Annotated in this window: 17 protein-coding genes; 7 read left to right on the top strand and 10 right to left on the bottom strand. The window is 66.1% G+C overall.

Annotated features, from left to right (window positions below; genetic code table 11):
- Positions 1-230: 230 nt before the first annotated feature.
- The 5 genes from LQG66_RS14220 to petA form a co-directional block, all read right to left on the bottom strand.
- On the bottom strand, positions 231-1,283 hold the full coding sequence (locus LQG66_RS14220; protein WP_231326841.1) for a hypothetical protein: 1,053 nt from the start codon (positions 1,281-1,283) through the stop codon (positions 231-233).
- Between the two features lie 870 nt (positions 1,284-2,153).
- Entirely contained in the window at positions 2,154-2,828 is a 675-nt protein-coding gene (locus LQG66_RS14225; protein ID WP_231326842.1) for a dienelactone hydrolase family protein, read from the bottom strand.
- 201 nt (positions 2,829-3,029) lie between these two features.
- The gene (locus LQG66_RS14230) at positions 3,030-3,362 is read right to left on the bottom strand and encodes a YnfA family protein (RefSeq protein WP_231326843.1); all 333 of its coding nucleotides are present in this window, start codon (positions 3,360-3,362) and stop codon (positions 3,030-3,032) included.
- Positions 3,363-3,472: 110 nt separating this feature from the next.
- Complete coding sequence (locus tag LQG66_RS14235) at positions 3,473-5,539, bottom strand: cytochrome c1 (protein WP_231326844.1); 2,067 nt, start codon at positions 5,537-5,539, stop codon at positions 3,473-3,475.
- A gap of 61 nt (positions 5,540-5,600) precedes the next feature.
- Positions 5,601-6,131 (bottom strand): ubiquinol-cytochrome c reductase iron-sulfur subunit, encoded by a 531-nt coding sequence (gene petA / locus LQG66_RS14240; protein WP_305879338.1) that lies wholly within the window; start codon positions 6,129-6,131, stop codon positions 5,601-5,603.
- A 282-nt stretch (positions 6,132-6,413) separates the two neighbouring features.
- On the opposite strand from petA, the gene LQG66_RS14245 reads away from it, so the two are divergent.
- From LQG66_RS14245 to LQG66_RS14265, 5 genes are all read left to right on the top strand, one after another.
- A complete protein-coding gene (locus LQG66_RS14245; protein ID WP_231326846.1) occupies positions 6,414-6,899 on the top strand; it encodes a tRNA (cytidine(34)-2'-O)-methyltransferase in 486 nt (161 codons plus the stop codon).
- On the top strand, positions 6,896-7,528 hold the full coding sequence (gene queE / locus LQG66_RS14250) for a 7-carboxy-7-deazaguanine synthase (protein WP_231326847.1): 633 nt from the start codon (positions 6,896-6,898) through the stop codon (positions 7,526-7,528). The genes LQG66_RS14245 and queE overlap by 4 nt, the downstream gene beginning before the upstream one ends.
- A 17-nt stretch (positions 7,529-7,545) precedes the next feature.
- Positions 7,546-7,911 carry a 6-pyruvoyl trahydropterin synthase family protein gene (locus tag LQG66_RS14255; protein ID WP_231327779.1) on the top strand — a complete coding sequence of 122 codons (366 nt, stop codon included), beginning with the start codon at positions 7,546-7,548 and terminating at the stop codon, positions 7,909-7,911.
- 104 nt (positions 7,912-8,015) lie between these two features.
- A complete protein-coding gene (hemF, locus tag LQG66_RS14260) occupies positions 8,016-8,903 on the top strand; it encodes an oxygen-dependent coproporphyrinogen oxidase (protein WP_231326848.1) in 888 nt (295 codons plus the stop codon).
- A 32-nt stretch (positions 8,904-8,935) separates the two neighbouring features.
- On the top strand, positions 8,936-9,664 hold the full coding sequence (locus tag LQG66_RS14265; RefSeq protein WP_231327780.1) for an HAD family hydrolase: 729 nt from the start codon (positions 8,936-8,938) through the stop codon (positions 9,662-9,664).
- Positions 9,665-9,675: 11 nt separating this feature from the next.
- Here the strand turns inward: LQG66_RS14265 and LQG66_RS14270 are convergent, their stop codons facing one another.
- Positions 9,676-10,590 carry a LysR family transcriptional regulator gene (locus LQG66_RS14270; RefSeq protein ID WP_231326849.1) on the bottom strand — a complete coding sequence of 305 codons (915 nt, stop codon included), beginning with the start codon at positions 10,588-10,590 and terminating at the stop codon, positions 9,676-9,678.
- Between the two features lie 122 nt (positions 10,591-10,712).
- Between LQG66_RS14270 and LQG66_RS14275 the strand changes: the two genes are divergently transcribed.
- Together LQG66_RS14275 and LQG66_RS14280 are read left to right on the top strand one after the other, a co-directional pair.
- Complete coding sequence (locus LQG66_RS14275) at positions 10,713-11,342, top strand: DsbA family protein (RefSeq protein WP_231326850.1); 630 nt, start codon at positions 10,713-10,715, stop codon at positions 11,340-11,342.
- Positions 11,343-11,447: 105 nt separating this feature from the next.
- A complete protein-coding gene (locus LQG66_RS14280; protein ID WP_231326851.1) occupies positions 11,448-12,347 on the top strand; it encodes an MBL fold metallo-hydrolase in 900 nt (299 codons plus the stop codon).
- A gap of 52 nt (positions 12,348-12,399) precedes the next feature.
- Here LQG66_RS14280 and LQG66_RS14285 read toward each other — a convergent pair whose 3' ends face one another.
- The 4 genes from LQG66_RS14285 to LQG66_RS14300 are packed head-to-tail and all read right to left on the bottom strand — an operon-like array spanning position 12,400 to position 15,342.
- On the bottom strand, positions 12,400-13,176 hold the full coding sequence (locus LQG66_RS14285) for a TSUP family transporter (protein WP_231326852.1): 777 nt from the start codon (positions 13,174-13,176) through the stop codon (positions 12,400-12,402).
- A complete protein-coding gene (locus tag LQG66_RS14290; protein WP_231326853.1) occupies positions 13,173-14,426 on the bottom strand; it encodes a CCA tRNA nucleotidyltransferase in 1,254 nt (417 codons plus the stop codon). The genes LQG66_RS14285 and LQG66_RS14290 overlap by 4 nt, the downstream gene beginning before the upstream one ends.
- Positions 14,423-14,686 carry a DUF6111 family protein gene (locus LQG66_RS14295; protein ID WP_231326854.1) on the bottom strand — a complete coding sequence of 88 codons (264 nt, stop codon included), beginning with the start codon at positions 14,684-14,686 and terminating at the stop codon, positions 14,423-14,425. Before LQG66_RS14295 ends, LQG66_RS14290 begins: the two co-directional genes overlap by 4 nt.
- Positions 14,683-15,342: a CoA pyrophosphatase gene (locus LQG66_RS14300; RefSeq protein ID WP_425601312.1), complete on the bottom strand. Its 660-nt coding sequence runs from the start codon at positions 15,340-15,342 to the stop codon at positions 14,683-14,685. Before LQG66_RS14300 ends, LQG66_RS14295 begins: the two co-directional genes overlap by 4 nt.
- Positions 15,343-15,348: the final 6 nt, after the last annotated feature.

Consider the following 15,348-nt stretch of genomic DNA (forward strand, 5'->3'; position numbering starts at 1 on the left):
AAGACAAAGGACCTTCGCAACGAGGATAGCTGCTTATTGGTTGCTCGTCATGCCCGGGCTCCGTCCCGGGCATCCGCGTCCTTCCAGGACGTCGAACGACGTGGATGGCCGGCCATGACGGCGTGGAGGCAGCCGACCACGAGCTCGGATCCTCATACGCGACAGCGCTGCCCGGGACGATCGCGGAGACCGAGGCGGCGCCCCGCTTTCGGCGACTGCACCGGCGCGCGTCAGCTCTCCGGCTTCGTCAATCCCAGCTCCGCAAACTTCAGCTCCGTCGCCACCACCGCGTTCTCATAGACCTCGCCGCGCTCGACGAAGTAGTTGAAATAGCCGGCCGGCGTCTCCGGCTGGATCTCGACCAGGTCCACGCTCTTGAATTTCGGATCGGTGATCACACCCGCGGCGATCAGGTCGTTGATGCGCTTGAGCGCATCGACCTCGGCCTTGTAGCCGACCGAGAACCACATCTCGTAGGTCCAGTCCTGCACCTCGAACCAGTTTTGCGGCGCCTTGCCCTGCCAGCCGTTGGCGAGCGGGCGCACCGCGAACACGCGATCGAAGCCGTGCAGCTCGGAGACAATGCAGGCGCGATGATAGGCGCCGTCCATCTGTCCGCCGGGGAGATGCGCAAATCCATAGAGCGAGAGCCAGAGCGCGGCCTTGACCGCCTCGGCCGTGATCGGCCGGATGGCGCGTTCGGCCGTCACGTCCGAGGCATAGCGCAGGTCGCGCTTCGCCGCCGAGCGCTGAGCCTTGGCGACATGGGTGTTGCGGATCGACTTCTCCAACGGCAGCAGCGCCCGCGCGGCGTCGTTGCCGTAGAGATAGCCGGCGCCCGCCTCGGGATCGTAGGTGTTGAACACGATGCCGATCGGCGTCGCGTTGAGCGTGTCCGCCGCGTCGGCGAAGTCGGCTTCGCTGCGCACGGGCACATATTGCTGCGCCGGCAGCAACCGGTCGGCGATCACGTTGAACGGACTGTCGCGCCAATCCGGCCAGGACGCGAAGCGCGCCAGCGCCTCGGCAAAGGCGGGACGAAATACGCCGGGATGGCCGAACATCACCGTGCGTGCTTGCGCCGCCGGATCGGCGGTGCGGTCCGAGGAGATGAGCTGGTGGCGCAGGTCGAGACCCCTGAGCCACGCCGACACCACCAGGATCTGGCCCGACGTCGCCGTGACCAGATCCGGCGTGACGCCCCAGGCGCGGGCGGTGTCGAGAAAACCGGCGCCATGGGCGTTCAGGCCGCCCAGCCCGGCCAGCGCAAAGGCGACAGGCACCGTTCTCTCCGTCGGCAGAAGAACTGGAGAACGCTACCTCAGATTGTTTCGGCAATGCAAACAGAGAAGGCCCGATCACGTTCGAACGACGAACGCGATGGCCCGTTTTCGAACGTGATCAGTGCTCAGAGTCCCGCATTTTCACGGTGATTCGAGGTGAGGCGGCAGCGTCCGGAGGCGGAAAAACTGCAGCCGACAGCTGTGCAGCGCGTCACAACCTCATGTTGCGCGCGTGTATCACTTAGTATTTACCTACCATTGGCTGCATCAGCCCCAAAAAGTTACATAACTTGGCCTGACCCGAGAGCAACACTGTTGTCTATCTGCAATAGTGTGGCAATGATTGGTTAACCATATTGAATTACCTTGGTTAACATGGCCCGCGGCAAACAGCCTTCCGTGTCGCATGCGCTTCCGAAGCAGCAGACGCTGCTCGATTGCTTCCTCGAAGCGCAGGCGAAGAGGACGAAGCGCAGGCGCATCTCCGCTTCCGCGCCGATCAGCGTTGAGCTGCCGGCTGATCAGGTCGATCAAACGGCCGCAGACGACGTCGATCGGTCCGCGCCGACCATCCTCAAGCCGGTTCGGCTCACCTGAGACAGCGCTGCGGCGATTGTTCCGGAATAAGCGGCAAGACGATCACAAGCAGGCTCGCTCAGTGCCTGATGGCGAACCGCCATCCGGCCTCATGGTTCGAGAGGCCCGCAGGCGGCGCTCCTCGCCATGAGGGTCTTTGATCGCCCTGAATGCAGCCCTGCTCCCGAGACCCCGACCGAGGCGGCCGCCTCGAAGGACGGCAGAAACGTACGCGCCCGCGACAGTTCCAGCGATCAGACGCGATCGACGGAACCGCACGGCGCTCCTGCCCCATCAGCCCAGATGCTTGTGGAAGAACGCCGTGGCGCGGCCCCAGGCGAGCTCGGCGGCCGCGCGGTCATGCACATTCATGCGCTGCTCGTTCACGAAGGCATGCTCGGCGTCGTAGCGATACAGCTCGAGCGACTTGCCGGCCTCCTTCATCCCCTTCTCGAACGCGTCGACCACGGCCGGCGTGCACCAGTCGTCCGTGTTGGCGAAATGCGCCTGCAGCGGGATCTTGACGTCGGCGGGCCTGGCCGCCTGCTCCGGCGGAATGCCGTAGAACACGACCCCGGCCGTGAGCTCGTCGATCTTCGTCGCGCCGATGATGGTGACGGCGCCGCCGAGGCAGAAGCCGGTGAGGCCGACCTTGGCGCCGTTGCGCGCCAGATATTGCGCGGCGCCGCGCACGGTCTGCGTGGTCGCATCCATGAAGTCGAGCGAGTTCATCTCGCGTCCCGCCGCGTCCGTGTCGTGATAGGGCACCACCGTGCCCTTGTAGAGGTCCGGCGCCAGCGCATTGAAGCCGGCCAGCGCGAAGCGGTCGCACATGCCCTTGATCTGGTCCTGCAGGCCCCACCATTCCTGGATCACGACGACGCCCGGCGCATTGGCCTGCGCGGCCTTGGCCAGATAGCCCTTGGCCTCCTGGCCGTCGGGGCGCTTGAAGCTGATGAGTGTGCCCATGATGGTCCTCCGCTGTTCGTGTTCGAAATTAGGAATGCGGTCTACCGCAAATACGCTCGCTGCGCGACTGGTGGCGATCCGCTTCGCTCGAACGTGACCACTTCCGTAGCCCGGATGAGCGCAAGCGACATCCGGGATCACAACAGCGTTCGCGTTGGCCCCGGATGTCGCTTCGCTCATCCGGGCTACGACATCGGCGCGCTAGGCCGGCATCGCGCGCGGCGCGAACAGGATCACGGCCATGCCGATCAGGCAGATGACCGCACCTACGACGTCCCAGACGTCCGGGCGATGGCCTTCGACCAGCCAGCCCCACAGCAGCGCGGCCGCGATGTAGATGCCGCCATAGGCTGCGTAGGCGCGGCCGGCGAGCGGGCTGTCGGCCAGGGTCAGCAGCGTGGCAAAGCCGGCGAGCGCAACGCCGCCGGGCACGAGCCACAGCGCAGAGTGGCCGAGGCGCAACCAGGCCCAGAACGCGAAGCAGCCGGCGATCTCGAGCACGGCGGCGCCTGCGAAGGCCAAGAGCGACGTCATGCAATCCCTCCTCTGCCGCCCCAAGCGTGCGAGCTAGCCATCCGGCTGGCGACAACAAAAAAGCCCCCGAAGGGGCTTTTCGTTCTCAGGCGACGCTGCTGGCACGCCGCTCAATGCGCGGCGGCCCAGACCCGCTTCTTGGTGAAGTACATCAGGCCGGCGAAGATGATCAGGAACACGAACACCTGGTAACCGAGGCGCTTGCGCGCCTCCATGTGCGGCTCGGCGGTCCACATCAGGAAGGTGGCGACGTCGTGGGCGTATTGCGCCACCGTCGCAGGCGAGCCGTCATCATAGGTCACCTGACCGTCGGACAACGGCTTCGGCATCTTGATCGCGTGGCCGGGGAAGTACTTGTTGTAGTACGAGCCGTCCGGAATGGTGACGTCATGCGGCGGGGTGTCTTCATAGCCCTGCAACAGCGCGTTGACGTAGTTCGGGCCCTGCTCCTGGAACTGGGTGAAGAAGTCGATCAGGAACCAGGGGAAGCCGCGCTTGTAGGAGCGGGCCTTGGCGATCAGCGACAGGTCCGGCGGAGCCGCACCGCCGTTGGACGCACGCGCCGCCTGCTCGTTCGGGAACGGCGACGGGAAGTAGTCCGCCGGGCGTCCGGCGCGCTCGAACATCTCGCCGGAATCGTTCGGACCGTCCTTGATCTTGTACTCGGCCGCCAACGCCGCCGCCTGCGCCGTGGTGTAGCCGGGGCCGCCGGGCTCGGCGAGGTTGCGGAACGCCACATATTGCAGCGAGTGGCAGTTGGAGCAGACCTCCTTGTAGACCTTGAGGCCGCGCTGCAGGGCGCCGCGGTCGAACGTGCCGGTCGGCCCGGCAAACGACCACTTCGCCGACGGCGGGTTCTCCTGGCCTTCGCTGGCACGGGCCTCGCCCATGCTGCCGGCGAGCAGCGACAGCGCGGCGACCAGCGCGACCACCGTCGAGACGATCGCGGCGCGGCCGGACTTGGCCAGAACGTCCTCGGCGATCGAGTTCGGCAGCGGCCGCGGCTTCTCGATGCGGGCGAGCAGCGGCAGCACGATCAGGAAGTAGGCGAAGTACAGCACCGTCAGGATGCGGCCGGCGATGACGTAGATGCCCTCCGGCGGCTGGGCGCCGAGATAGCCGAGCAGCACGCAGACCACGACGAAGATCCAGAAGAACTGCTTGCCGAGCGGACGGTACTTGTTCGAGCGGGTCTTGGCCGCGTCGAGCCAGGGCAGGAACACCAGCACGATGATGGCCGAGAACATCGCGATCACGCCGGCGAGCTTGTTCGGCACCGAGCGCAGGATGGCGTAGAACGGCAGGTAGTACCATTCGGGCACGATGTGCGCGGGCGTCACGGCCGGATTGGCCGGGATGTAGTTGTCGGCGTCGCCGAGATAGTTCGGCATGTAAAAGATGAACCAGGAATAGAAGATCAGGAACAGCGTGACGCCGTAGAAGTCCTTGATCGTGGCATAGGGCGTGAACGGCACCATGTCCTTGTCGGTCTTGGGCTCGACACCGGCCGGATTGTTCTGGCCGACCACGTGCAGCGCCCAGACGTGCAGCACGACCACGCCGGCGATCAGGAACGGCAGCAGGTAGTGCAGCGAGAAGAAGCGGTTCAGCGTGGGATTACCGACGGAGTAACCGCCCCACAGCAGGGTCACGATGCTCTCGCCGAAATAGGGCACGGCCGAGAACAGGTTGGTGATGACGGTGGCGCCCCAGAAGCTCATCTGGCCCCACGGCAGCACATAGCCCATGAAGCCGGTCGCCATCATCAGCAGGTAGATGATGACGCCGAGGATCCACAGCACCTCGCGCGGCGCCTTGTACGACCCGTAATAGAGGCCGCGGAACATATGGATGTAGACGGCGAGGAAGAACATCGACGCGCCGCAGGCGTGCATATTGCGCAGCAGCCAGCCGTAGTTCACGTCGCGCACGATCAGCTCGACCGACTTGAAGGCAAGGTCGGCATGCGGCGTGTAGTGCATCGCCAGGATGACGCCGGTGACGATCTGCACGCCCAGCATGATCGAGAGGATGGCGCCGAACGTCCACCAGTAGTTCAGGTTCCGCGGCGTCGGATAGGCTACGAAGGACGAATGGACCAGGCCGAGGATCGGAAGTCGTTGCTCGAGCCACTTCAAGGCGGGATGGCTCGGCTGGTAGTCAGAAGGTCCACTCATGATGCGTTCCTGAAGAAATTATCTTGCACGATCGAGCGTGAGCTGCAGACGAAACGTCCGCTCAGCCGATCTGGATCTTGGTGTCGGAAACGAACTGATAGGGCGGGACGGGAAGGTTGAGAGGCGCCGGCCCCTGGCGGACGCGCCCGGAGGCGTCATACTGCGAGCCATGGCACGGGCAGAAGAAGCCGTCGTAATTGCCTTCGTGAGCGATCGGGATGCAGCCGAGATGGGTGCAGATGCCGATCACGACCAGCCACTGCTCGTGGCCTTCCTTGGTCCGGGCCTGGTCGGTCTGCGGATCAGGCAGGCTCGACACCGGAACCGCGCGAACCTCTTCGACCTGCTTCTTGGTGCGGTGGGAGATGTAGATCGGCTTGCCGCGCCAGAACACCTTGATGTCCTGCCCCTGGGCCACCGGGGCGAGGTCGACCTCGATCGGCGCGCCGGCCGCGATGGTCGAGGCATCGGGATTCATCTGGGAGATGAAGGGCCACAGGGTGACCACACCACCAACTGCCGCGGCTGCGCCCGTGGCGACGAAAAGAAAATCACGGCGTGTCGGATGATCCGCAGTAGACGCTGTCACGATTCCAACCCTTTCTTCGTTGCAGCCGGTGGAACCGCCCCGCTCGACGCTTGAGATCTCGGCGTTGGAGATCACGTGAGCGGGAGATGCCTGCCGGCGCCCGCGTCCCCCGCGGCGGCAGAAAACAGCTCGTTCCACCGCCCCTGGTGGGAACAAGCCGTCCAGAATCGTTCTATTGGCACCCTTGCGATACGAGCGCAAGCCCGCTATCGGCCCCGCAGCACGCCATGCACCAATTCCCGTGGGGGATGCGGTCCCGACGCACCATTCCTAAGACCCGTTCGCATGCAAATCGCGCTCTATCAGCCGGACATTCCGCAGAACACCGGGACGATTCTGCGCCTCTGCGCCTGCCTCGGGCTGGAGGCCCACATCATCGAGCCGGCTGGCTTTCCGGTGTCGGATCGGCTGTTCCGCCGGGCCGGCATGGACTATCTGGACCACGTGACCTGGCGGCGGCATGATTCCTGGAGCGCGTTCGAAAGCTGGCGGGCCGAACAGGGCCATCGCCTGCTGCTGTTCACGACCAGGGCGGCCACGTCCTACCTGGACGTCAGCTACCGGCCGGACGACATCCTGCTGCTCGGGCGCGAGAGTGCCGGCGTTCCACAGGCGGTGGTTGAGGCCGCCGATGCGCGGCTGCGGATTCCGCTGCAGCCCGGCCTGCGTTCGCTGAACGTGGCGATCGCGGCCGCCATGGCGGCCGGCGAGGCGCTGCGCCAGACCGGGCATTTCGACCAACTGCAATCGGCACGAGGAGCCCCGGAGTGAGCTACGCGGTGAAGGAGATCTTCATGACCCTGCAGGGCGAAGGCGCCCAGGCCGGCCGCGCCGCCGTGTTCTGCCGCTTCGCCGGCTGCAACCTGTGGAGCGGTCGCGAGGCCGACCGCGCAACGGCGACGTGCCGGTTCTGCGACACCGATTTCGTCGGCACCGACGGCACGCTGGGCGGCCGCTACGAGACGGCTGCGCGGCTCGCCGATGCCATCGCCGGGCAATGGACAGGCGGCGACGCCGACCGCTATACGATCCTGACCGGCGGCGAGCCGCTGCTGCAGGTCGATGCGGACCTGATCGCAGCGCTCCATGCGGAGGGCTTTGCGGTCGGGATCGAGACCAACGGCACGCTCATTCCGCCCGACGGCATCGACTGGATCTGCGTCAGCCCGAAGGCGGGCGCCGAGCTGAAGCTTCGCCAGGGCCATGAGCTGAAGCTGGTCTATCCGCAGGCGGACGCCGAGCCGGAGCGATTTGAAGGGCTCGCCTTCAGCCGCTTCTCGCTGCAGCCGATGGACGGGCCGGAGGCGGCCGCGAACACGGCCCGCGCCATTGACTACTGCCAGCATCATCCGCAATGGCGGCTCAGCCTGCAGACGCACAAGATGATCGGCATCAGATAGGGATTGTGACTGAACCGATGTGGGAATTGACCAAGTCCTTCACCTTCGAGGCCGCGCACACGCTGCCGATCACCACGCTCGGCGAAGCCAGCCAGGAAATCCACGGCCATTCCTTCCGCGCCGAGGTGACCGTGCGCGGCACGCCGGACCCGACAACGGGGATGGTGGTCGATTTCGGCCTGCTGACGCAGCGCCTGGGCGAGATCCAGGCCACGCTCGACCACAAGTTTCTCAACAAGATCGAAGCGATCGGGCTGCCGACGCTGGAGAACCTGTCGCGCTTCATCTACGAGCGCGTCCGTCCCATCGGCCACGTCACCAAGGTCAGCGTCCACCGCGACAGCTGCCGCGAGACCTGCACCTATTTCGGCCCGCAGGGCTGATCTCTTGTGGTAGGACCTCACCTGCAGCGACAACGGCGCTGTCACCTAGGATTGTCATACAGTCTTGACAGCAGGGTGAAGGACAAATTGCCCGGGGAACGTTCATGACCACAGCCGCCATCGAGGATCGCAAGGCCCGCGCCCGCGCCTGGTTCGAAAGCCTGCGCGACCAGATCTGCGCGGCGTTCGAGCGGCTCGAGGACGAGGCGCCTGCCGCGCTCTATCCGCGCGCCGCCAGCCGGTTCGTGCGCACGCCCTGGGAGCGCACCGATCACACGGGGGCGCCGGGCGGCGGCGGCGTCATGAGCATGATGCACGGTCGGCTGTTCGAGAAGGTCGGCGTGCACTGCTCGACCGTGCATGGCGAGTTCGCCCCCGAATTCCGCAGCCAGATTCCGGGAGCCGCCGAAGACCCGCGGTTCTGGGCCTCGGGCATCTCGCTGATCGCGCATCTATGGTCGCCGCATGTGCCGGCAGTGCACATGAACACGCGCTTCGTCGTCACCACCAAGGCCTGGTTCGGCGGCGGCGCCGACCTCACGCCCGTGCTGGACCGCAGGCGCACCCAGGAGGACGCGGACACGATCGCCTTCCACGCCGCGATGCAGGGCGCCTGCGACGCCCACGCCGCCGTCGCCTCCTACGACAAGTACAAGAAATGGTGCGACGAGTATTTCTATCTGCCTCATCGCAAGGAGGCGCGCGGCATCGGCGGCATCTTCTACGACCATCACGATTCCGGCGACTGGGAGGCAGACCTCGCCTTCACCAAGGATGTCGGCCGCGCCTTCCTGGCCATCTATCCCGAGCTGGTCCGGCGCAATTTCAGCGCCCCCTGGACCGAGGCCGACCGCGAGGAGCAGCTGATCCGCAGGGGCCGCTATGTCGAATTCAATCTGCTTTATGACCGCGGCACCACATTTGGGCTCAAAACCGGCGGCAATGTCGACTCGATCCTGTCCTCGATGCCGCCCGAAGTGAAATGGCCCTGAAACCTTCAGCCACGCTGCCGCGTACCCAGGAGATGACCGCTCCCCTGCCCCGCGCCATGCTGATCGACATGGACGACACCATCCTGTCGGCCTATGGCCGACCGGAGATCGCCTGGAATATCGTCGCCACCGAATTCGCCGACGAGCTGGCGCCGCACACGCCGCACGCTGTCGCGGCCGCGATCCTGGCCTCGGCGCGCCGCTTCTGGTCGGTCGCCGGGGCCGAATGGCGGATGAAGCTGATCCAGGCCCGCCAGGAGGTGGTCAAGGGCGGCTTCGCGGCGCTGACCAGCGACGGCGCCGCTCTGCCGGTGGAGCTCGCGCTCCGCATCGCCGACCGCTTCACCGCCTATCGCGACGAGCAGATGTTCATCTTTCCCGGCGCGCATGAGGCGATCGACGAATTCAAGGCACGCGGCGTCCGGCTCGCGCTGGTCACCAATGGCGAGGCCGGGCAGCAGCGCGCCAAGATCGAGCGCTTCGCGCTGGCGCACCGCTTCGACCACATCCAGATTGAGGGCGAGCACGGCTTCGGCAAGCCCGAGGAGAAGGCCTATCGGCACGCGATGGAGCGGCTCGGCGTCGGTCCGGAAGACACCTGGATGATCGGCGACAATCTGGAATGGGAGATCGAGGCGCCGCAGCGGCTCGGCATCTATTCGATCTGGATCGACGTCCATGGCGACGGCCTGCCGGCCGACACCACCGTCAAGCCCGACCGCATCATTCGCTCACTGACCGAGCTCGTGCCGGCGCGATAGACCGATCGCGATCATCTCGTTCGCCTCCGGCCGCTTGCAGCCAAGCGCTTGTGCGCGTCCATCAACATCGCCACGAAGGCGGTGACTTTCGGCGGGCGAAAGCGGGCCGCCGGGAAGACGGCGTGGATGCCGCCGGAGGGAAGCGTCCATGACGGCAGCACCTGAACGAGACGGCCCGCGGCCAGATCGTCCGTGATCAGAAAGTCCGGCAGCACGGCAAGACCACCCGCGGCCAAGGTCGCAGCGAGGACCGCGGGCGTCGTGTTGATGCTCAGCGCCTGGGTCATCTGAACGGTCTCGCGCCCGGCCTCGCCTCTCGTGAACTGCCATGTGAGCGGCTCCCTGAGCGCTGCGTTGGTGATGAACGGCAGCGTCGTCAGATCTCGCGGGTGCACGACGCGCTTCACCACGCCGGGAGCGGCCACCAGCAACTGACGAAAGCTGCCGATCCGCCGGGTCTGCAGGGTGGAATCATCGAGCCACCCCACCCGGATCGAGAGATCGATCTGGCTCGCGACGACGTCGACCCTGCTGTCGGCAAGAATCAATTCGACCCGACATGCGGGATAGGTCCGCGAGAACGCCGTCACGATCGGGGCCAGGATGCAGGTGCCATAGTCGTTCGGAGCGGCGATCCGCAACAGGCCCATCGGCGCGGCGTTGGTCTGTGCCAGTTCGGCGATCGCGCTCTCCGCCTCGCGCAGGATCGCGGCGCATCGTGCATGAAGAAGGCGGCCGGCTTCCGTCGGCTCGACGCGCCGCGTGGTCCGCACCAGCAGGTCGGTCTTCAGCTCGCGTTCGAGCTGGGCGACCTGCTGGCTGACCACCGCCTTGGTGATGCCGAGCCGATCGGCCGCACGGGTGAAGGACGCTGCGTCCACGACCGCGGCGAAATAGACGAGGCGATTGAGATTGATCGGCTCCACGCCGTGGATCTCCCATTCGATTGTCTGTCTTTAGCATACAGTCTGTCAGATTATGCTCTCTTTTTGAACAAAAGAGAACGCGTTATGTCAGCGTCATGCCGATCCAACACAGGGTTCTGGACATGCGACTGACCTATCTGTTCGATCCGCTCTGCGGATGGTGCTACGGCGCCGGCCCGGCGATCGAAAAGCTGGCAGCCCTCCACAACATCGAGCTCGAGCTGCTGCCAACCGGCCTGTTTGCAGGTCGTGGCGCCGGCAGGATGGATGCGCAATTTGCCGAGTATGCCTGGAGCAACGATCAGCGTATCGCCAAGCTGACCGGACAGCGTTTCACCGACGACTACCGCACGAAGGTCCTGGCGGTGACCGGCGCGTTCGACTCGACGGCCGCCTCGCTCGGCCTGACGGCGGTCCACGTCACCGATCCCGGCCGTGAGATCGCGGCCCTGAAGGAGCTGCAGCTTGCGCGTTATGTGCGGGGGCAGGACATCGTGAGTGTCACGGGCGTGAGCGAGATCCTTCGATCGCTGGGACTTGCGAGCGCAGCCGAGCGAATGCTGGCGCGCGACCAAGTGCTGATCGAAGCCTATGGCCGCCGCATCCAGACCGCGCAGACACTCATGCGACGCCACGGGTTGTCCGGCGTCCCGGCCTTGCTGGCCGGTGACGGCACAGACCAGAAGCCCCTGCCGGGCAACGTCCTGTACGAACCGCTCGATGGTCTGCTCGCGCAGCTCGGAGCGCCTTAGCCAACCTGCCTGGACACGCCTGGCACACGTCACCCGGCCGTCGCGCACGTCCGGAGCGTGGCCGGCTGCCCGGCCTCATCAGTTCATCACGCCAAGGAGACTGACATGCCGACACGGAGACAGATCATGACGACAGCAATTGCAGGGACCGCCGCCGCCATCCTCGGCTCGTCCGTGACCGGCCATGCCGCCGAGAGCAAGCTCAGCTGGACGCATTTTCCAGCCGGCCCCAGCGGATTCTTTCGCGCCCCGGTGCTGCTCTCGGGCCCGACCGAAGCGCTGCTGATCGATGGCGGCTTCAACTATCCCGACGGCCGCGCGGTGGCGGCTGCGATCAAGGCGAGCGGCAAGAAGCTGACGGCGATCTATGTCAGCCAGTCGGACCCTGACTACTACTTCAGTCTCAGGCCGATCCGCGAGGCATTCCCCGGCGTGAAGGTGATCGCCGCAACGGCAACCGTCGAGGCGATCAAGGCCAATGTCGAGAAGAAGCTCGCCGTCTGGGGGCCGCAGCTCAAGGACAACGGCCCGCAGACGATGGCCGATATCGTTCTGCCCGAGCCGTTCGACGGCCCGTCCCTGTCGGTCGATGGCGAGACGATCGAGATCGTGAACGCCGAGGGTCTCGCCAACCGCCGCTATCTCTGGGTGCCCTCGCTCAAGGCCGTGTTCGGCGGCGTCATGATCTTTTCCGGCGTCCATGTCTGGACCGCCGACACGCCGACCAAGGACCAGCGGGCGGCATGGATCGCGACCCTCGACAAGATCGCCGCGCGCGGCCCTACCGTCGTGGTAGCCGGTCACGCAGTGCCGGAGGCTGCCACCGATCTGTCGGGCGTTCAGCATACCAAGGCCTATCTCGTCGCATTCGACGAGGAGCTGCCCAGGGCCAAGGACGCCGCAGCCCTCAAGGCCGCGATGGAGGCGAGATTCTCGAATCTCGGCATGGGCGTTGCGCTCGACATCGGCGCCAAGGTCGCCAAGGGCGAGATGAAGTGGGGCTGAGGTAGAAGCGGCGATCGAACGACCCGCCGCCTGACGGGTCTCGCGAGACCGCTCAGGCGGCGCTCAGCAACGGCCGCAAGGCCGACGCGATCATCACGCCGCCGCCGGTGATGACGGCGGCGTCGAGGATCGCGGCGTGGATGTGCACCGGCATCCGCGCGACGAAGGCCTTGGCGAGGAAGGCACCGGGCACGGCGACGGCGCCGATCAGGAGCGCAAAGGCCAGCACCTGCGCCGTGACCACGCCGGCGAGCCCGAACACCGAGATCTTGATCACCCCCGTCGCTACCGAGATCATCGCGTCGGTGGCGATGACCGCCGCGCCTTCGAGGCCCGCCGCCATCAAGAGTGACAGCAGGATCACGCCGGAGCCGGAGGTGCCGCCGACCAGCACACCATAGCCGACGGAGCCTGCGGCGAGTCCGCCATGACCGATCCGCACATTGCGCTTGCGCAGGATGCGCCGCAGGGGAACGCTCATGATCAGCATGGTGCCGATCACGAAGGCCGCGCCGGCATTGGTCAGCCGCGTGTAACCATAGGCGCCGAGCGCGGTCGTCAGCGCCGCCGCGGCGACCACGATGCCGGCGCGCGTGCGGTCGGCATGACTGAAATAGGCGCCGACGCGGCTGAGATTGGTCAGGATCGCAGAGATCGCGATGATCGGCACCACCGGCTCGGCGCCGACCATGGGCACCAGCACGAGCGGCATCAGCGCGCCGGTGCCGTAGCCAGCGAGACCACCGATGATGGAAGCAAATAATGCGACGGAAGCGACGAGCAGGAGTTGCAGCAGCGAGATGTCGGCAAAGCCTGCCAGAAAATTCATGAACGTCCGTCGCGGTTGACGCGCGCCGCCGCCTGATCGGCGATCGCGCTCAGCGATGCCTCGTCGAGCGGAAAATCCGCAGCAAGCCAAGCATCCTCTGCGAGGGTCAGCACATGACCGAGAAGCGGCCCCTCCGCAACCCCGCGCGCGATGAAATCGGCCGCCTTCAACGGCAATTTCGGCGGCGTGAAGCGCTGCGGCAACAGTGCGCGCTCGCGCCAGCGCTGATCGTCGCGATCGCGCCCGGCACGCGCCCAGCCGAGCATCAGGCGGTCGCGATAGACGGTCTCGCCGAGGCGATACAACAGGCGCCGTGCGCGCGCCTCGTCCGCGGAGGCAAAGCGCCACCAGCGATGGCCCATGCCGTCCAGCGCCTTGGTCTCGGCATTGGAGAGCTTCAGCCTGACGCCGAGACGGCGCGCATCCTCGGTGACGGCGATCGCGAGCGCGGCGAGACGGCGGACCGGGCTCGGCGGCAGCGCCAACTCGCGTTCGATGTCGATCATCGCCGAGAACGGACCGAGATAGGCGACGCCACCAAGGATGGCCGTCAGCAGACCACCATCCGTCATCGCCGCGACCGCGCCGACCGCGCCGTCGGTGACCAGGAGCTTCAGCATCTCCATGCGCACGCGCTCGGCGGAGAGGGTGGCAAGCCCCCCACGGCCCGCGATGCAGGCGACATAACCCTCACGATCGGGCTCGCCGTGGCCGAAGGCCGAATGGATGCGGAAGAAGCGCAGGATGCGCAGATAGTCCTCGTCGATGCGCTGCGCGGGATCCCCGATGAAGCGCACGCGGCGGGCAGCGATGTCGGCGAGACCGCCGACATGGTCGTGGATGACGCCGTCGGGCCCCACGGAGAGCGCGTTGATGGTGAAGTCGCGCCGATGCGCATCGCCGACCCAGTCGCGACCGAACTCGACCTTGGCCTTGCGGCCGAAGGTCTCGGTGTCCTCGCGCAGCGTCGTCACCTCGAACGGATGGCCTTCGAGCACGAGCGTCACCGTGCCATGATCGATGCCGGTCGGCACGCTCTTGATCGATGCGGCCCTGGCCCGCCGGATCACTTCGGTGGGCAGCGCCGTGGTCGCGATGTCGATGTCGCCGATGGGAATGCCGAGCAGCGCATTGCGCACGGCGCCGCCGACGACGCGCGCCTCCTCGCCTTCGGCATTGAGGAGCGCGAGCACCCGCGCGGCCGGACCGGATGCGAGCCAGGGCGCGCTCAACACCCGCGCGTCGGTCATTTCTCGACTCCGGGAACGAGCCTGCCGTTCTCGACATGCGCGGGGGTGTAGGTGGAACGCGGCGGGGCGCCGGAAAACTCGGCGAGCAGAACCAGACTTGCGATCACCAACACCAGCGCCGCCACCGTCAATTTTGCGACCAGATGGAGGGGCCAGGAGGCCGGCACCAACAGCCCCGACCGGGTCGCGATCAAGAACAGCACATAGACCGCAAAAGGAATGAGGAAGATTCCGATTTCCGTCAACACGGGTCGGATCATGACAGATAGATCCGCTCGTAGAGAACCCGAAGGATACCCGCCGTCGCGCCCCAGATGTAGCGCTCCGCAAACGGCATCGCATAGTAGGAGCGCTCCATGCCGCGAAATTCCTTGGAATGCAGCTGGTGATTGGCGGGATTCATCAGGAACGCCAACGGGACCTCGAAGGCATCGTCGACCTCGCCCTGATTGATCTGCAGCGTGAAACCCGGCCGCACGCGCGCCACCGTCGGCAGAATACGGAAGCCGAAGGCGGTGCCGTAGACATCAAGGTAGCCGATCGGATCGACGAAACTGCGGTCGAGCCCCACCTCTTCCTCGGCTTCGCGCAGCGCCGCGTCAAGCGGCGATGCGTCGGTGACGTCGATCTTGCCGCCGGGAAAGGCGATCTGTCCCGCATGGCTGCTCAGGTGGGGCGCACGCTGGGTCAGGAGCACCGTCGGCTCGGGATGGTCCACCACCGGGATCAGCACCGCGGCAGGGCGGATCGGCTGCTCGCGGGCAATGATCTCGAGCATGCGATCGGTGCCGGAATCGCCGCTGGCGGGAACGATGTCCGGATCGATCAACGCCTGCGGAACGTCGAAGCGCAGCCGCTCGCGGCCGCGCCCGAAGAACTCTGCTGAACTGAGCACGGCCGTCCCGTTCCTCACCATGGGCTC

Source organism: Bradyrhizobium ontarionense, from assembly GCF_021088345.1.
In the GTDB taxonomy this organism is placed as follows: Bacteria; Pseudomonadota; Alphaproteobacteria; order Rhizobiales; family Xanthobacteraceae; genus Bradyrhizobium; species Bradyrhizobium ontarionense.